Here is a 19494-nt window from a genome sequence, read left to right on the forward strand (position 1 = left end):
ATTGTATATTTTTTATGGATTCAATTAACAAAATATTCCTTGAATTAAAGGATATGTTTTTAATTTCACGATTCAAAACTCCCATTTTATGCCGATTGTTGAAAATTCAAGTTATTCAAATCCACCAAAACATTTGTTCAATGGTCATTTGGAAACGATTATACCCAGTATTTTTAGAAATATAGAAGGCATAAACTATACAAGGGAAAGAATAGACACCCCAGATGGGGACTTCTTGGATTTGGACTGGTCAAAAGTGGGGAGCAATAAACTATTGGTTATCTCCCATGGTTTGGAGGGAAGTTCTCAACGGCATTATGTAAAGGCTCTGGCAAAACTTTTCAACCAAAATGGCTTTGATGCACTGGCTTGGAATAATCGCTCATGCAGTGGTGAAATGAACAAAGGGCCTATTCTCTATCACCATGGTGCATCGTATGATTTGGATACTACCCTTGAATATGTTGGGAAATTGGGAATGTATGATGAATATTATTTGGTAGGGATTAGCATGGGAGGTGCCCAGACGCTAAAATACCTTGGCGAAAAAGGTATTGACCTCAATTCAAAAATCAAAAGAGCCGCAGTTTACTCTACACCATGTAACTTGACAGATTCTGCTGCGACACTTTCTTTCAAAGGGAATTCATTTTACAGAAAGCGGTTTTTAGGTAAATTGAAATTAAAAATGCAACTCAAAGGTGAGCAGTTTCCAGGCTTAGTGGATCTAGGTTTGCTCCCAAAAGTGCAAGATTTCGATACTTTTGACACGCATTATACAGCCAAATTGCATGGTTACAAAGATGCAGCTGATTTTTACCAAACAGTAAGTGCAGACAATTGGATGCAAGATATCCAAATCCCCACACTGATCATCAATGCCCTCAACGATCCATTGCTCCATGATCGTTGCTACCCGATAAAGTTGGCTGAAAAGTCAGATCTCATCCATTTGGAAATGCCCAAAAGGGGAGGCCACACAGGTTTTTTGGTCAAAAGACAAGAATTTACTTGGGCAGAGATGAGGTTTTTGGGGTTTTTGATGGATGAAAATATATTTAAGTAAATACAAAGTTCAACCCTTTCAGGGTTGTTGCCGTCCATGATTATCCACCTTGTCCCCAGATTTCATCTAGGGCTATTGAGAAGTTCGACTACTTCGTGGTCTTTATTCCCAATATTCAATCATTCAATTCCCGATCCTGAAAGGATCTAACTTCTCAATAGCCGCGGGTGAAACCGGTGGAAAAACGATGACCAAAATACCAACCATCACCGACCCTGAAAGGGTCGAACTTTCATGCCTGCACAATTAAAATATCGAACCAATTTGACATTAAATTCTTTTTTCCCGAAATTACTTTTACACTTTTAACTTTCATTTTTATGGGTACATACACACAGATTATTTACCACATCGTATTTTCTACAAAGAATAGAGAACATACACTTTTACACCAAGAAAAAAAGAGGCTTTATGCTTATATCCATCATTTATTGATGAACAAAAAATGCCATTTGTATCGGATCAATGGTGTGGAAGATCATATCCATATTTTGACCCATGTGCATCCCACCATCCCAGTTTCAAATTTAATCAAGGAAATCAAACTTGCATCAAGTGATTTTATTTCAAAAGAAAGAATCTTTCCCAGTTTTAAAGGCTGGCAAGATGGGTATGGTGCTTTTACCGAAACGATCAAGGCTAAGGAAAGGCTGATCAAATACATCAAAAATCAGGAGGAGCATCATAAAAAAGTTAGATTTTTGGAGGAATATAAAACCCTCCTTGAAGAATATGAAATCAAATTTGACCCGAAGTTTTTGCTTTAGATTGAGGTTACAGAGAGAAAGTTCAACCCCTTCAGGGTTGTTGCTACACATAATTATCCATCATTTCCCTAGGTTTCACCTAGGGCTATTGAAAAGTTTGACGGCTTCACCGTTATTTTTTGATTGAAATTTGTAGATACCTTATGGTCATTTCCCGACCACGAACGGGGTCAAACTTTTCAATAACCTCGGGTGAAACCCGTGGATTATGAAATCACATCATAATCACCACGACCCTGAAAGGCCTGCTTGACGCAGACAGGGTCGAACTTACCCCTTCTGCGAATGCTCAAAGAATCGAACTTCTAAAACCTCTTTAAAGCTAACTCACTTACCGCTTCACCAATAGACAAAGAACTTGTGGCAGCAGGAGAGGGGGCATTGAGGACATTGATGGCATATTGGTTTTCTTTGATGCTGAAATCATCCAATAGTCCACCATTTCTGTCACATGCCTGTGCACGCACTCCGGCACCGCCGTCCACCAAATCCGACTCCTGAATATCAGGGATCAATTCCTGCAATGCCTTGGTGAATGCAGCTTTGGAAAATGATCTGTACATTTCCCCAAATCCAGTCTTCCAATATTTGGAAGCCACTTTTTGGAATCCTGGCCAAGCGAGTGTTTCTGCCAATTCTTTCAAATTCACATCTGATCGCTTATATCCTTCCCGTCTAAAAGCCAAAACTGCATTTGGACCAGCTTCTACACCGCCTTTCATCATTCGGGTAAAATGAACACCCAAAAATGGGAAATTTGGATCTGGAACAGGATAGATCAGGTTTTTGACTAAATATTCACGCTCTTTTTTGAGTTTGTAGTATTCTCCACGGAAAGGAATGATTTTTACATCCAAGTCCTCTTCTTGGTTCATCTGTGCAACTTTATCAGAATACAAACCACCACAATTGATGACCAATTTGGTATCAAAGTGTTGCTTTTTGGTTTCAACAACTGAATTGGATTTTAATGAATTTGTCCGAATGACTTTGTGACCCAAAAATATTTCACCACCCAGTTTTTCGAACCTTTTACCCATTGCTAGGGCTACTTTTTTATAATCCACTATGCCTGTTTGTGGCACATGAATGGCTGCCACGCCCGCACAGTAAGGCTCATAGCTCTTCAGTTCATCCAAAGTAATGTGACGTGTGCCTGACAAACCATTCTGCAAACCACGGTCTAGCAACCCATTGAGGATTGGGATTTGCTCTTTTTTGGTGGCTACCACGACTTTGCCAGTCAGCTCAAAAGGGATGTTCTCCTCTTGACAAAACCTGATCAAATGATGGTAACCATTAATGCAATTTGTCGCTTTGAGCGACCCTGGTTTATAATACAAGCCTGAATGGATGACGCCACTGTTGTTGCCAGTCTGGTGTTTGGCAAGTTCATTTTCCTTTTCAAGAATAGCTACCTTAAGCTCAGGTTTCTTTTCCTTTATTTTTAATCCTGTGGCAAGACCAACAATTCCCCCACCTATGATAATGATGTCGTATTGCATAAAATTTAAAGCTTTGGACAAATATACTGTTGTTTGGAATAATATTCTTTGAACACAATAGAGAGTTTTGATTTAATTTATTAGTTTTAAGGATGGGTCAAAGAATATTTCTATTAATGGCGATTTGGGTGGCTGCTTGTACACCGGACTCCCAATCAGGAATGGTTACTAATAAAAATGGGGTGACGACAATCAAAGTAAACCTCGATGATGTTAAGGATGGAAAACTTACAGACTATTTTGAGCCAGAAATCGAGTACCTTTTGTTAAAGGAAAATGATAATCCCGAAGCTCAGATTGGAGAAATCGCCAAATTGGTGGCTTATCAGGGGAAATTATTTGTGTTTGATTGGTATATAAATAAAAGTATACAGATTTTTGATCGACAGGGAAAGTTTCTGAATAGGATCCACAGCTTTGGAGAAGGGCCAGAACAATATATGGAGCTTGCCGATTTCCAAGTTGTTCAAGATACAATATATGTTCTTGCCCATCCGAAAAAAATCATGAAATTCGATTTACAAGGGAGATTTATCAATGAATTTAAAATTAATGTAGTTGGTAGAACTTTTTATTATGACACAAAATCAAATTTATTTTTTATTTATGAAAGATCCGAAACTGATAACTTAGTGTCTACAGTCGATCATTCAGGTGAGTTGATTGAAGATCATTTTGCTTCAAACCCTAATATTTTTGTTGGTAACATGGGAGATCCATATAACTTTTTTGAGGAGATAGATGATTTTTATTTTACAAAATCATACAATGATACACTTTACAGGTATGAAAGTGGTCATTTTAGACCAAGAATTATATTTGATTATGGGCATTTGAAAATGAATCATAGTCAAATGATTGAAAAAAAATCTCAGATGAATGGCAATGAATTTTTCGAATATTCCAAAAATAACATGGGGATGTCCTTTTCTCCTTTTGGTTTTTCAAATTCCAAATACTTGATGACTAGATTAAATAATAATGGCAAAGCCTATGTGTCAATTTTTGATAAGCAGAATCAAACCTTTGAAATTATCAATTTTAAGATTGAAAATGATATAGATGAATCCTTTGACTTTTATTCTCCGGTTTATAAATTAGAAAACAACGAAGTAGCAATTGCCTATCGAGGTGCATCCCTCTACAATATAGCGGTAGAGAAAAAACAAACCATGTCAGATGAAGACTGGAAAGCTTACCAAGAAGGGAAGGGAAAGGATTTCATTGAAGCAGCTTTTTATGCAAAAGAATCTGAGAATTATGTCTTGATGATTCTCAAAACGAAAAAATAAAACAATCAAATTTGAACCAACCTTTAAAAACCGCCTATGAATTTGCATATTTGCAGGCTGTAAAGCATCTGTTTGTAAAGATGCGTTGTTTCATCAAATGATTAAAAGATAAATGTCTGATCAAAAAATCAACATTACCCTTCCAGATGGTTCTGTAAGGGCTTATGACAAAGGAGTTTCTGGATTACAAATTGCACTTAGTATCAGCGAGGGTTTAGCCAGGAATGTATTGGCAGCAAAAGTAAATGGCGAGGTTTGGGATGCCAATAGGCCAATCGAACAAGATTCAAGTGTCCAATTGCTCACTTGGAATGACAAAGACGGCAAGTCAACTTTTTGGCATTCTTCCGCGCACTTGATGGCAGAAGCCTTGGAAGCGCTTTATCCTGGGGTAAAACTTGGTATAGGTCCTTCCATAGAGACAGGATTCTATTATGATGTGGATTTTGGCGACAAGGTTTTCGAAGGTTCTGAATTGGAGAAGATTGAAGCCAAAATGGTTGAGTTGGCCAAAGAGAAAAATGAGTATATCAGAAAAGAAATATCAAAACCAGAAGCTGTAGCTTACTTTACGGAAAAAGGTGATGAGTATAAATTAGACCTTTTGGAAGGTTTGGAAGATGGTTCCATTACATTCTACGAGCAAGGGAATTTCGTAGATCTATGTAGAGGGCCACATATCCCAAATACAGGTTTCATCAAGGCAGTGAAGCTACTCAATATAGCAGGTGCATACTGGAGAGGGGACGAAAACAGAAAAATGCTTACCCGTATCTATGGTGTAACATTCCCGAAAGCAAAGGAATTGACAGAATACCTTCACATGCTGGAGGAAGCCAAGAAACGTGATCACAGGAAACTGGGCCGTGAATTGGAACTCTTTACTTTCTCCGAAAAAGTAGGGATGGGTTTACCGCTATGGCTGCCCAAAGGTACTTTGTTGAGAGAGCGTTTGGTGAACTTCTTGAAGCGCGCACAAGACAAATCAGGATACCAACAAGTAATTACCCCACATATCGGCCATAAAGCCTTGTATGAGACTTCCGGCCATTATGAAAAATATGGAAAGGATTCATTCCAGCCCATAGCTACTCCGAATGAAGGAGAGGAATTCTTGTTGAAGCCAATGAACTGTCCACACCATTGTGAGATTTATAAGCACAAACCAAGGTCGTATAAGGATCTTCCAATCAGGTATGCTGAGTTTGGTACTGTCTATCGTTATGAGCAAAGCGGTGAATTGCACGGATTGACCAGGGTAAGGGGCTTTACCCAAGATGATGCACATATATTCTGTAGGCCTGAGCAGGTAAAAGAGGAGTTTATCAAAGTAATTGATTTGGTATTGTATGTTTTTAAAGCTTTGGGTTTTGAGGAATACACTGCCCAAATATCTTTGAGAGATCCTGCCAAAGCAGAGAAATACATTGGTTCTGATGAAGCTTGGGACAAAGCAGAGTCTGCTATTATAGAAGCGGCGGCTGAAAAGGGGTTGGTCACTGTCACTGAATTGGGAGAAGCTGCATTCTATGGCCCTAAGCTTGATTTCATGGTGAAGGATGCTTTGGGAAGAAAATGGCAGTTGGGAACAATCCAGGTGGATTACCAATTACCGGATAGATTTGAATTGGAATATATCGGTTCTGACAACCAGAAGCACCGTCCTGTGATGATCCACCGCGCACCATTTGGATCTTTGGAACGATTTGTGGCTGTATTGATTGAGCATTGTGCCGGAAATTTCCCGCTTTGGCTTTCTCCAGAGCAAATGACCATCTTGCCAATTTCCGAAAAATTCACTGCCTATGCAGAAGAAGTAAAGGGGTTGTTGGACGATCAGGATATCGCTGGGGCAATTGATAATAGGGATGAAAAAATCGGCAGAAAAATCCGAGATGCTGAAATGAAGAAAATCCCATTCATGCTGATAGTAGGGGAGAAAGAGATGTCAGAAGGAAAAGTGTCTGTCAGGAAGCATGGAGAGGGTGATCTGGGTAGTTTTACTCCGGAAGAGTTTGCTGCATATTTCAAAAACATTATCTCAACATCAATCCAACATTAAAATTTGCGTTAAAAAAGAATGGGATTTTTTAAATCCCAAAAATATTACGATATTTGCAGGCAATTTCATTAACAAAACCATAAATAAATATTTTGAGAGGAAGAACACCGTTTAGACAAAGACAAGAAGAGCCTTATAAGATAAACGATAAGATCAGGGCACGTGAGGTAAGGATTGTAGGCGACTACGTAGAAGGGGGGAATGCAGTCTTATCATTATCAGAGGCGATCAAACTTGCTGAGGCGAATGAACTTGATCTTGTAGAGATTTCCCCAACTGCTAGTCCACCTGTGTGTAAAATCATAGACTATGCAAAATTCAAATATGAACAGAAGAAGAAGCAAAAGGAAATCAAAGCCAATGCTGCCAAGACTGTTCTGAAGGAAATTAGATTTGGGCCTAACACGGATGATCATGACTTCAATTTCAAATTAAAGCATGCCATAAACTTTCTGAAGGAAGGGTCAAAAGTAAAAGCTTACGTTCATTTCGTAGGTAGAACGATCGTCTTTAAGGAGAGAGGAGAGATGCTTTTATTGAAATTTGCGCAAGCACTCGAAGAATATGGGGCTGTTGAGCAAATGCCAAAGATGGAAGGAAAGAGGATGTTTCTCTTTTTGGCTCCAAAAGCAACAAAGAAATAATTTTCAACAAACAAATACAGTTATGCCAAAAGTAAAAACCAAATCAAGTGCAAAAAAGAGGTTCAAGCTTTCTGGAACCGGTAAGATCAGAAGAAAGCATGCTTACAAAAGCCACATCTTGACTAAGAAAGAAACCAAAAGGAAGAGAAATCTGACTAAAATGGGTATGGTTCATGAGTCGGATGAAGGAAGAGTAAAAGCAATGTTGAGAATCGGTTAATTCAGAGATCAACGAAATCAATTTAAGGTTAATTATTCACCAGACGCTTTGGTAGAAAAGTTCTAGCGAAAGCAAAGACACCAAGAGTCAAAAAATTTATTACTATGCCTAGATCAGTAAACGCGGTAGCGTCAAGAGCAAGAAGAAAAAAAGTTTTAAAAGCAACCAAAGGTTACTTCGGAAGAGGTAAAAACGTTTGGACAGTAGCTAAAAACAAGTACGAAAAAGGTTTACAGTACGCTTACAGGGACAGAAAAGCCAAGAAAAGAGAATTCAGGGCTCTATGGATCCAGCGTATCAATGCCGGTGCCAGATTACATGGCTTATCGTATTCACAATTAATGGGATTATTGAAAAAAGGTGAAGTTGATTTGAACAGAAAAGTTCTAGCTGACTTAGCCATGAATCACCCTGAGGCATTCAAAGCTGTAGTTGAAAAAGTTAAGTAAGATCGCACTAACTTACTTATTGGAAAAGCCCCGAAATTCGGGGCTTTTTTTATGCTAATTTTTAACCGATATGCATGAAGTGGGCAAATTTTAGTATATTACGAAAGAACAAAGAAAACCAATCTTTAAGAGCTTAAAATTCAGGGCTTTTAGAATTGGTTTTTTCTTTAAAACACAATACATGTTTGAATCAATTAAAAAGGTTTGAACAAAAAAAGCCCCAAAAGAGGGGCTTGTAGCGAGGACGGGAGTTGAACTGTGTCCGCTACGCCAAGGCGCACAGGCGCGGCGGATATGAATCCTGTGCTCAGGTAGTATAGATGGGGAGAATGTTTTTATTGATCCATTCCCTTCCTTTTCCTGACTTGAGTATCTTCTCTCTTTTGAGGGCTGAGGTTTTGTCATCAAAGAACTCAACATGGATACAGTACCAAGGTCTGTATCTAATGGTAAATCCTTTTGTCGATTTGTAGTTGTGGAAATGACATCTGATAATCAAATCAGATGTCATCCCAGTATAGAGTTTCTTGTAATTAAATGAGTAAAGAATATAAACACAATACATGTTTGAATCAATTAAAAAGGTTTGAACAAAAAAAAAGCCCCAAAAGAGGGGCTTGTAGCGAGGACGGGAGTTGAACCCGTGACCTCAGGGTTATGAATCCTGCGCTCTAACCAACTGAGCTACCTCGCCAGGTTTAATGTATGATTTCAATATATTCGGGAGTTGAACCCGTGTCCGCCGCGGCGGATATGAATCCTGCGCTCTAACCAACTGAGCTACCTCGTCAGGTTTAATGTAATGATTTCAATATATTCGGGAGTTGGACCCGTGTCCGCCGCGGCTGGATATGAATCCTGCGCTCTAATCATCTGAGCTACCTCGCCAAATCGGAATGCAAATATGCTAGGTTGTGTTGTTAAAAACAAATGTAAAAGGGTAAAAAATCACATTTTTTACAAATAAAAACGTCAAAATTATGGTAAAGAACAAGTTTGTTGCTGACTATCAAATAAATACTTCTAGAAAAATTTTATTCCCATATTTAAGTACAGCGAGCGGTCTGACGGAATGGTTTGCCGATGATGTCAAAATCACGGAAGACAAGAACTATATCTTCACCTACGATGGGGAAGACCACCATGCGAAAGTCGTTGCATTGAGGAGTAATCTGCATGTAAAATTTGATTTTTACAATCCTGAAGACGAAGAAGAGTCTGACCATTCATACATTGAGTTTAAACTCGAGGAAAATGAACTTACCCAGACGATGTTCCTACGGGTGATAGATTACAGTGATTCTTACAACGATGAAGAACAAGAATCCATATGGGACAGCCTGATTTCATCTTTAAAAGAAATAATAGGAGGGTAAATTGCATATCATTTCCTATTTTTGAAATCCTAATCACAACCTTTGCCGTACAACAATTATGGTAGAGGTGATTATTGCTTCATGAAAAAACTTGATAAATTAATTTTAGGGTCCTTTATAGGCCCCTTTTTATTGACTTTTATTGTAGTGGATTTTATTCTGCTCACAGTGAATATGCTCAAATATTTCGACGAGATATTTGGCAAAGGATTAGACTTCATGGTTTACTTGGAGCTGATCAGTTACTTTCTGATCAGTATCTCTCCGATGGCACTGCCCTTGGCTGTTCTCCTTTCCTCATTGATGACATTTGGAAACCTCGGGGAGCATTTCGAACTTACTGCCATCAAGAGTAGTGGGATATCCCTTCTGAGGGCTTTGAGGCCTATTGGGGTATTTGTGATAATACTCTCTTTTTTGGCTTATTTATCCAATAACTATCTAGTACCAAAAATCAATCTAAAGACATTTAGCCTACTTTATGATATCAGGATGAAATCTCCCGCCTTGGATATCAAAGAGGGGGTGTTCTACAGTGGGATTCCCAATTACAGCATCAAAGTCAATAAAAAGCTGGATGAAGTCAGGTTGGTTGATTTGATTATTTATGACCATTCGGAGGGACAGGGGAATGTCAATATCATCCTGGCAGACTCCGGCAGAATGGAGCCGTTTTTCAATGAAGCCTATATGAGCATGACCTTGTACAATGGCATCAGTTACAAAGAATCCCGTGACAAGAGGGCTTCCTACAACAAACCCCAGGATTTTACCCGGACCAAATTTTCTGAAAACCAGATTATTTTTAACCTTGAGTCATTTCAAATGAACAGGACTTCGGAAGACCAATGGTCCAATAATAGGTCTATCAAAAATATCTCACAGCTTAAAGTGGGGCTGGATTCAATGAATATTGAGATCAATAGGATGCTATATACAAATTTTGCTTCCTCAGAATCCTCCTACCCATTCTATGCAAGAAATAGGAAGTTCACTATCCCAGAGGAAATAGCCAAGAAAAAAGCATTGGATGACTCAATAAGACTCCAAAGAAAAAAGGAAAATGATAAAAGGGATTCGATAAGGAATGCAAGGCTGGTTGTCGCATCCAATTCCAGGGATTCTGTCAATATGAGAAGGGACTCCCTTTTGATGGATAGCCTTTCACCCGAAATGTACGTAGATTTTGGGAGTACCCTTACGGTAGAAGATGGTGCTAATGCGCAGGATGCTATGGTTGGCACTTCAAAGCCTGACAGTACATTGGAACCACGTACGGAACAAAAATCAGTCGAAGCACAAAAAAGATACAAAAGTAAACCGAACCTTACTGCTATTATCCCAAATGTAGATCTCAATGATACTTCCCTGAACAAATCCAAGTCGTTGGCGAGTAAAAAGCCCACCGAATTCACCCAGAGCCAGAAGGTGAGGATTGACTCCATCATCTCGGGTGGTAATTACAGAACACGGGCAGCGACTGTAGCCCTCAACAATGCCAGAACCCTAAAGAATGCATTCAACCGGAAGGTATTTGAGATCAATGATGTGGAAAGGGAATACCGAAGATACCAGATAGCTTGGTACCAGAAATACACGACAGCTTTTGCCTGTGTTGTGATGTTCATGATAGGAGCTCCCTTAGGGGCAATCATCAAAAAAGGTGGGCTGGGTATGCCGGTGCTTGTTTCCATTATATTCTTCATCATATATTATATGCTGACCATCACAGGGGAAAAGTGGGGAAAGGAGGGGATGGCAGACCCACTCTTTGGGACTTGGTTCTCAATTTTGGTGTTGATACCAGTTGGTCTATTTTTCCTCAAACAAGCGAGAAAAGACGCTAGGTTATTTGAACCAGACACCTATTTGGAATTCTATAAAAGAGTGAAAGGCTGGTTGGAAACTAAGTTTGGCAAAAAAAACAAGGTGCTTTTAAATTCAAAATAATCCTCGTACCTTTGTAGCTGTTTATAATTAAAATTTAACTAAGCATGTATTTAACTACAGAGAAAAAATCGGAGTTGTTTAAAAATCATGGTAGGTTAAAGTCTGAAACTGATACTGGTTCCCCAGAGTCTCAGATCGCTTTGTTCACATTCAGAATCAAGCATTTAACTGACCATTTGAAAACAAACAAAAAAGACCACTCTTCAAGATTGGGTCTTTTGAAACTAGTAGGTAAGAGAAGAAGTTTATTGAACTATCTTTACAGAAACGATATCGAAAGATATAGAGCTGTTCTTGCTGACCTAGGAATACGTAAATAAGCATTACTGTAAGGTTCTCTGATAGAGAACCTTACTTTTTTTTCTTTCCCCCAGATATTAAACCTTACTTTTATAACTAATAAAGATTTATTCTTAAAAAAATTGTATGTTACCAAACGTTATTTCTAAAACTATCACCTTAGAGGATGGTAGGGAAATTATTATTGAAACAGGTGCGCTCGCTAAGCAAGCTGATGGTGCTGTTGTAGTAAGAATGGGCAATGCGATGCTATTAGCAACTGCAATGTCTAAAAAAGAGGCTGGTGAAGGAGTTGATTTCCTTCCGATGTCTGTTGATTACCAAGAAAAATTTGCCGCTTCAGGTAAAATTCCTGGAGGTTTTCTAAAGAGGGAAGGTAGACTTTCCGATTACGAAATATTGATCAGTAGAATAGTAGATAGAGCTATTCGACCTATTTTTCCAGATGATTACCATGCAGATACCCAGATTTCAATCACCCTGATGTCTTCTGATGCTGAGGTACTCCCTGATTGTTTGGCTGGATTGGCAGCTTCCGCAGCCCTTGCTGTTTCAGATATCCCTTTCAATGGCCCCATATCTGAAGTAAGGGTAGCAAAAATTGATGGAAACCTATTTATCAATCCTACTCCAGCGCAACTGGAGAAAGCTTCAATGGAGTTTATTGTAGCTGGATCTGAGGAATATATCTTGATGGTGGAAGGTGAAGCAAATGAAATCTCTGAAGATGAGATGGTAGAAGCTTTACAACTTGCCCATGAAGAAATCAAAAGACATTGTCAAGTTCAGAAAGAATTGACGATTGCTGTAGGAAAAGAAGTTAAACGTGAATATAACCACGAAAAGTCCGATCCTGCATTGTATGAAAAAATGCATGCAGAACTTTACCAGAAATGTTACGATGCTGTAGGTAAATTGATTGCGAACAAATCTGAAAGATCAGAATTGATCAAAGCAATCAAAGAAGGTTTTATCGAAAGCCTAGGAGAAGAACATGAGTTCGAAGCCAGTTTGATTGGTCCATATTTCTCCAAAATCCACAAGGAAGCTGCAAGAAATTTGACATTGAACGAAAAGAAAAGATTGGATGGAAGAAGATTGGACGAAGTAAGGCCAATATGGTCTGTTGTAGATTATTTGCCATCGGCACATGGTTCTGCAGTTTTCACCAGAGGTGAAACCCAATCCATCACCACTTGTACTTTGGGTACAAAAATGGATGAGCAGATGGTGGACGGTGCTGTTATTTCCGGATACAACAAATTCTTCTTGCATTATAATTTCCCTGGATTCTCTACTGGAGAAGTAAAAATCAACAGAGGTCCGGGTAGAAGGGAAGTTGGGCATGGCAATCTTGCCATGAGGGCATTGAAAAAAGTATTGCCAACCGATGATCAAAACCCATACACAATCAGGATTGTTTCCGATATCTTGGAATCAAATGGATCTTCATCCATGGCGACTGTTTGTGCAGGTTCATTGGCATTGATGGATGCTGGGATTCCAATCAAATCAGCTGTAACTGGTATTGCAATGGGGATGATTTCCGATGCAAAAACCGGTAAGTATTCTATTTTGTCAGATATTTTGGGAGATGAGGATCACTTAGGTGATATGGATTTCAAAGTAACCGGTACAGCGAAAGGCATCACTGCCTGCCAAATGGATCTCAAGGTAGAAGGTTTGGATTACAATGTATTGAAAGAAGCTCTTTACCAAGCTAAAGAAGGCAGGTTACATATATTGAAGGAGATCAGCAAAACGCTTGATGCACCTAAGGCGGAATTGAAGCCACATACTCCAAGATCATTCATCATGTCGATTCCAAAAGAATTGATCGGTGCAGTGATTGGGCCAGGCGGAAAAGTCATCCAAGAAATCCAAAAAGATACAGGAGCGACCATCGTCATAGAAGAAAAGGACAATGTTGGAAAGATCAATATCTTCTCCAACGACGAGGTTTCCATGAATGCTGCCATCTCCAGAATCAAAGGAATAGTTGCCCAACCAGAAATTGGTGAGACATATACCGGCAAAGTCAAAAACATTATGCCATTTGGTGCGTTTGTAGAGTTCATGCCGGGCAAAGATGGCTTGCTTCATATTTCTGAAATCAAATGGGAGAGATTGGAAACTATGGACGGGGTATTGGAACCTGGTGAGGAAATACAGGTCAAACTTATCGATGTAGATAAGAAGACAGGTAAATTCAAGCTTTCCAGAAAAGTTTTGATACCTAAACCAGAGAAATCAGACAATTAATAATAAGGTTCAAAATAATCTATTGAATTATTTTGAACCTTATCACAATACTTTTCTGTTAATATCAGAGTCCTAAATTGAAATTAAATATTATCTTGAATGAGGCAGCTAAAAATTAGCAAACAGATAACCAATAGAGAAAGTCAATCTTTAGATAAGTATCTGCAAGAAATTGGTAAAGTTGATCTACTTACCGCAGACGAGGAAGTAGTATTGGCAAAAAGAATCAGGGAGGGAGATCAGCTAGCTTTGGAAAAGCTGACTAAAGCCAACCTGAGATTCGTAGTATCTGTAGCCAAACAATATCAAAATCAAGGCCTTTCTTTGGGTGATTTGATCAACGAAGGAAACTTGGGCTTGATCAAAGCAGCTCAGAGGTTTGATGAAACCAGAGGTTTCAAATTTATATCTTACGCTGTATGGTGGATCAGGCAATCAATCCTACAGGCATTGGCCGAGCAATCCAGGATTGTAAGGTTGCCTTTGAATAGGGTAGGTTCCTTGAATAAAATCAGCAAGACCTTCAGCGAGCTTGAACAAAAATTCGAAAGGGAGCCATCTCCAGAGGAATTGGCAGAGGTTCTTGAAGTCACCGCAAGTGAAGTTGTAGATACCATGAAGATTTCCGGAAGGCACGTCTCTATGGATGCACCTTTTGTGCAGGGTGAAGAAAACAGTCTTTTGGATGTGTTGGAAAATGATGGCGAAGAAAAGCCTGATGATGGCTTGATGAATGATTCTTTGAGAAAAGAAGTTCAGAGAGCGTTGTCTACATTGACCCAAAGAGAGGCAGATGTCATCACATTGTACTTCGGTTTGAATGGAGAACATGCGATGACTTTGGAAGAAATCGGCGAAAAATTCAACCTTACAAGAGAAAGGGTAAGACAGATTAAAGAAAAGGCTATCAGACGATTAAGACATACTTCTAGAAGCAAGACTTTAAAACCATATCTAGGCTAAGAATCCTATTTGTGAGATCATTGAAAAGGGGATTTTATCCCCTTTTTTTTATATCAAATTTTCAAACCTTCAGTATGTATAAGGGATGAAAATCCAACAAACATTTTCACGGAAAAAGCTTTCGTTTTTTCTCAAACAACTTAATGTTTTATGGAATTTTAACAAGTTTAAACTTTGTTGTATAATATAATTTAACAAAATTTGCCAACCTTAAAAAGCAACAGCAATGTCAACTGGTATTGAAAAAGTAAAAGTATTGATTATTGGCTCCGGGCCGGCCGGATATACAGCTGCCATATATGCGGCAAGGGCAGGTTTGAAACCTGTTTTGTACACTGGTGGCCAACCCGGTGGGCAATTGACTATCACAACAGATGTTGAAAATTATCCCGGATATCCTGATGGGATTATGGGACCTGAAATGATGGAAGATTTCAGAAAGCAAGCCGAAAGGTTTGGGACTCAGGTTCGATATGGGTTGGTGACTAAAGTTGACTTCAGTTCAACCCCACATAAGGTAATAGTTGACGAACAAATTGAAATCCATGCAGACACAGTTTTGATCTCCACAGGAGCATCGGCAAAATGGCTTGGCTTGGAAAGTGAAGAAAGACTGAACGGAAAAGGCGTGTCAGCATGTGCTGTATGTGATGGTTTCTTCTTTAGGGGCCAGGATGTAGCCATAGTTGGGGCAGGGGATACAGCGTGCGAAGAAGCTTCCTATCTTGCAAATATCTGCAACAAGGTCTACATGATCGTAAGAAGGGAAGAGATGAGAGCTTCACAGATTATGCAAAAAAGAGTGATGAACAATCCCAAGATAGAAATCCTCTGGAATACTGAAACCCAGGAGATTCTGGGCGATGATGAGGTGACAGGGGCAAGGGTCATCAATAACTTGACAAAAGAAATCACAGAATTGAAAGTTTCTGGCTTCTTTGTTGCTATTGGACACCAACCAAATACCGGGATTTTCAAGGATTTTATCAACATGGATGATTCCGGTTACATCAAAACAATCCCCGGAAGCACCAAGACAAATATTGAAGGGGTATTTGCTTGTGGTGATGCACAAGACCATATCTATCGACAAGCTGTGACTGCAGCAGGAACAGGATGTATGGCAGCATTAGATGCTGAAAGATATTTGGCATCTATAGAATAGCCTTAAGATTAACTAATGAATTATAGAGTTGTAGTATTATTATTTATAATCTTGGGTATGGGCTTGAATGAAAGCCATGCCCAAGTTTTTCCCAAAATAATCAAAAAACCAAAGGAGCAAACGAGCGTACCTGTAAACCCTCTTTTGAGGGATATTAGGTTGTTTGATTCCCAAAAGTATTTGCAGAATATCACAAGGCAGACAGATTCATTATTGTATAAAGATATCGTTGATATCAGGAAGAAGCTCAGTATTGTTTCCGAAGACACATTATCTATGATTTGGGCTCCGACCAACCAACTGGTAAGGGTATCGGAACAAATTCAGATTGACAGCATTTGGATTACCGCGTTTGAATATTTTTCGTCTTGGGACAGTCAAAAAATCAATATTTATGATTTTAACCCAAAAGATTTTAAAGATACTGTCTATATCAAATTGTATGACCAATTCTTTGGGACCAAATGGGCACTGCCTTTGGATGAAACAAGGATCACCTCAGAGTTTGGCTTCAGGAGATACAGATGGCACCACGGGACTGATTTGAAATTGACTACAGGAGATCCCATCTACAGTACCTTTGACGGGATCGTACGGATCAAATCCTATGATAGAAATGGATATGGCTACTATGTAGTGGTAAGGCATAAAAATGGACTGGAGACCCTGTATGGCCATATGTCAAAATTGTTGGTCGAAGTAGGGCAGGAGGTAAAATCCGGAGATGTCCTAGGACTGGGTGGAAGCACGGGAAGGAGTACAGGCCCTCACTTACACTTTGAAGTCAGGTACCAAGGTTTATCCATCAACCCAACACAATTGTTTGATTTCAATGTTGGAAGATTGCGTTCCGATATTTATGCAGTCACATCTTCAAGTTTTGAGCATGTCATCGAAGCACAGAAATCTGTATACCATAGGGTTAGAAGTGGAGAGAACCTGAGTGTCATAGCCAAAAGATATGGGGTAAAAGTAAGTACCTTGACAAGACTGAATAACCTAACCACAAGAAGTGTGTTGAGAGTTGGTCAAAACCTAAAAGTTAGATAAACTTTTTTGGCCTTGATTGATGTTATCCATGGAAATCGCTTTTAGCCAGAAATCTAATCTGGGGTTTAAACTGAAATCCTGATGGCATTCAATCGACCCGTACATTTTAGATGATCAATCCTTGAAGGGTTGGTACTTTGAAATTGCTAAAAATCGATATCCTTTGTAAAGGTGGAAATTTTGAAATTAAATTCATGAAATTAGATATACTCGTATTCGCAGCTCATCCGGATGATGCTGAATTGGCGTGTTCAGGCACGATCGCATCACAGATTGCCAAGGGCAAGAAAGTTGGGATTGTTGATTTTACCAAAGGTGAAATGGGCACTCGTGGGACACCTGAAGTAAGATTGGCTGAAGCTTCAGATGCCGCGGAAATATTGAAATTGTCATCGAGGGATAACTTGGGTTTTGAAGACATCTATTTTTTGGATGATCACACACATCAGCTGGAAATTGTCAAAATGATCAGGAAATACCAACCCGAAATAGTCTTGGCAAATGCAATAACAGACAGACACCCTGATCATGGGAAGGGATCTAGTGTGGCTTCCAAAGCTTGCTTTATGAGTGGTTTGATGAAAATAGAGACAACATTGGATGGTGTTTCCCAGACTCCATGGAGACCGAAGTATGTCTACCATTATATCCAAAACAATTATATCCAACCGGATTTTGTGGTTGATATTTCAGATTTTTGGGATATAAAAGTAGCAAGTATCAAGGCTTTTAAATCCCAATTTTACGATCCTGAAAGCAAAGAACCACAAAGCTTCATTTCCTCGGAAAACTTTTTCCAGTTTATCGAAGCGAGAGCGCGGGAATTTGGCCACAGTATCAATGCAAAATTTGGAGAAGGCTTTACCAAGGAGAGGATGCTGGGGATTGAAGATCTATTTGATTTGAAATAAGAGAATGTTATCAAAGGGATGAGGAGAAAGGTAAAAGGAGGAAGGGTGAATTACCTTTCCTCTTTTTACCTTTACCTTAAAAATTACTGACCTACAGCATGTTGATTTTTTACATTGGAGAGATTAAGGTGCGATTCTGGTTTTGGTCCAAGATCCATCTACCTGCAACTTATATTTGATCCTGTCATGAAGCCTGCTCGGTCTTCCTTGCCAAAACTCCGCTTCACTTACCACAATCCTGTAGCCTCCCCAATGGGTTGGCCTTTTCATAGTTTGCGGACTGAACTCTTGCTGAAGCTGCTTTTCCCTCTCTTCCAAAAACTCCCTGCTTTCGATTTCAGCACTTTGGGGAGATACCCACGCGCCAATCTGTGAGGAAAAAGGCCTTGAGAAAAAGTATTCGTCAGAATCCTTTTCACTCACCTTTTCGACCTTTCCTGAAAACCTAACTTGTCTTTCCAACTCTGGCCAAAAAAAAGTTACCGCTATATTCGGGTTTTGGGCCAATTCTTGCCCCTTGGAACTATTGTAATTTGTAAAGAAAACGAGGCCATCATCAATCCCTTTCAACAATACAATCCTTGCATTGGGAGTTCCATCTGGCCTGATGGTCGCAATATTCATTGAATTTGGTTCCATGACTTCCGATACCAGGGCTTCATTAAACCAAATTTGGAATTGCTCCAAGGGTGTTTCCAGTACTTCACTTAAGGTTAGTGATTTGAGTGAGTACTCAATTCTAATATCTGATATATTCATTGATCTACTTGGATTGGGATTGTTGGAGATTTACCTTAAATGAATTAATTGAATGTTATTTTATTTCAATTTTGTTTGATAAAATTACTAATCTTATTGCATTTAAAAAATTTAGATTTATATTCAAATCAATGAATCAAAAATGATTTTTTATGAAAGAAAATTCTAAAGTTGATCCCAAATCTGGTCATTTATTGATTTCAGAACCGTTTTTACAAGATGAAAATTTTGTAAGATCCGTAGTGTTATTGTGTGAAAATAATGAAAATGGAGCCTTTGGGCTTGTATTGAACAAACTTTCTATCCTCAAACTGGGAGAATTGATCGATGATCTGAGTTTTTTGGATTGTGATGTATACGTGGGTGGGCCAGTTGAGCAAAACACATTGCATTTTATCTATTATGGAGATAAGATATTGGAAGATAGCATCAAAGTAGGTGACCAACTTTGGTGGGGAGGAAATTTTGTGCAATTGGTAAGCAAATTAAGGCTATCGGAGATTGATTTAGACAAAATCCGATTTTTCATCGGGTACTCCGGGTGGTCCGAGGGGCAATTGGAAAATGAGATTGAAGAAAAGACTTGGATTGTAAGTGATTCAACTGATACAAATTACATTTTAGGTTCCTCTCCGGAAGAATTATGGAGAATTATATTGAAAAATATGGGAGGGGAGTATCAGGTATTGGCAAATTATCCTATTGACCCAAGATTAAATTAAACAATTTTGTTACTTTTGTTTTAAGAGTTTT

Annotated in this window: 19 protein-coding genes and 1 tRNA gene; 16 read left to right on the forward strand and 4 right to left on the reverse strand. The window is 38.9% G+C overall.

Features of this window, described 5'->3' with window-relative positions:
• The first annotated feature begins 88 nt into the window (after nucleotides 1–88).
• Both ACFSKL_RS14645 and tnpA read left to right on the forward strand, forming a co-directional pair.
• The gene (locus tag ACFSKL_RS14645) at nucleotides 89–1066 is read left to right on the forward strand and encodes a YheT family hydrolase (RefSeq protein ID WP_376887065.1); all 978 of its coding nucleotides are present in this window, start codon (nucleotides 89–91) and stop codon (nucleotides 1064–1066) included.
• A gap of 320 nt (nucleotides 1067–1386) precedes the next feature.
• On the forward strand, nucleotides 1387–1833 hold the full coding sequence (gene tnpA / locus ACFSKL_RS14650; RefSeq protein WP_376887066.1) for an IS200/IS605 family transposase: 447 nt from the start codon (nucleotides 1387–1389) through the stop codon (nucleotides 1831–1833).
• Between the two features lie 305 nt (nucleotides 1834–2138).
• On the opposite strand, the gene lhgO is transcribed toward tnpA, so the two are convergent.
• Nucleotides 2139–3338: an L-2-hydroxyglutarate oxidase gene (gene lhgO / locus ACFSKL_RS14655; protein ID WP_376887067.1), complete on the reverse strand. Its 1200-nt coding sequence runs from the start codon at nucleotides 3336–3338 to the stop codon at nucleotides 2139–2141.
• Nucleotides 3339–3499: 161 nt separating this feature from the next.
• On the opposite strand from lhgO, the gene ACFSKL_RS14660 reads away from it, so the two are divergent.
• From ACFSKL_RS14660 to rplT, 5 genes are all read left to right on the forward strand, one after another.
• A complete protein-coding gene (locus ACFSKL_RS14660) occupies nucleotides 3500–4630 on the forward strand; it encodes a 6-bladed beta-propeller (RefSeq protein WP_376887068.1) in 1131 nt (376 codons plus the stop codon).
• Between the two features lie 112 nt (nucleotides 4631–4742).
• Entirely contained in the window at nucleotides 4743–6692 is a 1950-nt protein-coding gene (gene thrS, locus ACFSKL_RS14665; protein ID WP_376887069.1) for a threonine--tRNA ligase, read from the forward strand.
• Between the two features lie 92 nt (nucleotides 6693–6784).
• Nucleotides 6785–7336, forward strand: a complete 552-nt coding sequence (gene infC, locus ACFSKL_RS14670; RefSeq protein WP_241273335.1) for a translation initiation factor IF-3 — start codon at nucleotides 6785–6787, stop codon at nucleotides 7334–7336.
• A gap of 22 nt (nucleotides 7337–7358) precedes the next feature.
• Complete coding sequence (gene rpmI, locus ACFSKL_RS14675; RefSeq protein WP_241273334.1) at nucleotides 7359–7556, forward strand: 50S ribosomal protein L35; 198 nt, start codon at nucleotides 7359–7361, stop codon at nucleotides 7554–7556.
• Between the two features lie 104 nt (nucleotides 7557–7660).
• Nucleotides 7661–8005, forward strand: coding sequence for a 50S ribosomal protein L20 (gene rplT / locus ACFSKL_RS14680; protein ID WP_376887070.1), 345 nt, complete (start codon nucleotides 7661–7663; stop codon nucleotides 8003–8005).
• A 307-nt stretch (nucleotides 8006–8312) separates the two neighbouring features.
• Here rplT and ACFSKL_RS14685 read toward each other — a convergent pair whose 3' ends face one another.
• Both ACFSKL_RS14685 and ACFSKL_RS14690 read right to left on the reverse strand, forming a co-directional pair.
• Nucleotides 8313–8570 carry a GIY-YIG nuclease family protein gene (locus ACFSKL_RS14685; RefSeq protein ID WP_376887071.1) on the reverse strand — a complete coding sequence of 86 codons (258 nt, stop codon included), beginning with the start codon at nucleotides 8568–8570 and terminating at the stop codon, nucleotides 8313–8315.
• Nucleotides 8571–8625: 55 nt separating this feature from the next.
• Nucleotides 8626–8699 (reverse strand) — tRNA-Met (locus tag ACFSKL_RS14690).
• A gap of 286 nt (nucleotides 8700–8985) precedes the next feature.
• Here ACFSKL_RS14690 and ACFSKL_RS14695 point away from each other — a divergent pair.
• The 8 genes from ACFSKL_RS14695 (at nucleotide 8986) to bshB1 (ending at nucleotide 17982) form a co-directional block, all read left to right on the forward strand.
• Nucleotides 8986–9381, forward strand: coding sequence for an START-like domain-containing protein (locus ACFSKL_RS14695; protein WP_376887072.1), 396 nt, complete (start codon nucleotides 8986–8988; stop codon nucleotides 9379–9381).
• Between the two features lie 81 nt (nucleotides 9382–9462).
• On the forward strand, nucleotides 9463–11331 hold the full coding sequence (locus ACFSKL_RS14700) for an LptF/LptG family permease (protein ID WP_376887073.1): 1869 nt from the start codon (nucleotides 9463–9465) through the stop codon (nucleotides 11329–11331).
• A gap of 44 nt (nucleotides 11332–11375) precedes the next feature.
• A complete protein-coding gene (gene rpsO, locus ACFSKL_RS14705; RefSeq protein ID WP_376887074.1) occupies nucleotides 11376–11651 on the forward strand; it encodes a 30S ribosomal protein S15 in 276 nt (91 codons plus the stop codon).
• Nucleotides 11652–11757: 106 nt separating this feature from the next.
• The gene (pnp, locus tag ACFSKL_RS14710) at nucleotides 11758–13893 is read left to right on the forward strand and encodes a polyribonucleotide nucleotidyltransferase (RefSeq protein ID WP_376887075.1); all 2136 of its coding nucleotides are present in this window, start codon (nucleotides 11758–11760) and stop codon (nucleotides 13891–13893) included.
• Between the two features lie 99 nt (nucleotides 13894–13992).
• Nucleotides 13993–14856 carry a sigma-70 family RNA polymerase sigma factor gene (locus ACFSKL_RS14715; protein WP_014773234.1) on the forward strand — a complete coding sequence of 288 codons (864 nt, stop codon included), beginning with the start codon at nucleotides 13993–13995 and terminating at the stop codon, nucleotides 14854–14856.
• Between the two features lie 226 nt (nucleotides 14857–15082).
• Nucleotides 15083–16021: a thioredoxin-disulfide reductase gene (gene trxB / locus ACFSKL_RS14720; RefSeq protein ID WP_376887076.1), complete on the forward strand. Its 939-nt coding sequence runs from the start codon at nucleotides 15083–15085 to the stop codon at nucleotides 16019–16021.
• Nucleotides 16022–16036: 15 nt separating this feature from the next.
• The gene (locus ACFSKL_RS14725) at nucleotides 16037–17071 is read left to right on the forward strand and encodes a peptidoglycan DD-metalloendopeptidase family protein (protein WP_376887077.1); all 1035 of its coding nucleotides are present in this window, start codon (nucleotides 16037–16039) and stop codon (nucleotides 17069–17071) included.
• A gap of 194 nt (nucleotides 17072–17265) precedes the next feature.
• Nucleotides 17266–17982, forward strand: a complete 717-nt coding sequence (gene bshB1 / locus ACFSKL_RS14730) for a bacillithiol biosynthesis deacetylase BshB1 (RefSeq protein ID WP_376887078.1) — start codon at nucleotides 17266–17268, stop codon at nucleotides 17980–17982.
• A 123-nt stretch (nucleotides 17983–18105) separates the two neighbouring features.
• On the opposite strand, the gene pdxH is transcribed toward bshB1, so the two are convergent.
• Complete coding sequence (gene pdxH, locus ACFSKL_RS14735; protein ID WP_376887079.1) at nucleotides 18106–18741, reverse strand: pyridoxamine 5'-phosphate oxidase; 636 nt, start codon at nucleotides 18739–18741, stop codon at nucleotides 18106–18108.
• A 152-nt stretch (nucleotides 18742–18893) separates the two neighbouring features.
• Here pdxH and ACFSKL_RS14740 point away from each other — a divergent pair, with 152 nt between their 5' ends.
• Complete coding sequence (locus ACFSKL_RS14740; RefSeq protein WP_376887080.1) at nucleotides 18894–19463, forward strand: YqgE/AlgH family protein; 570 nt, start codon at nucleotides 18894–18896, stop codon at nucleotides 19461–19463.
• Nucleotides 19464–19494 lie beyond the last annotated feature (31 nt).

Source organism: Belliella marina (genome assembly GCF_042682445.1).
GTDB lineage: Bacteria > Bacteroidota > Bacteroidia > Cytophagales > Cyclobacteriaceae > Belliella > Belliella marina.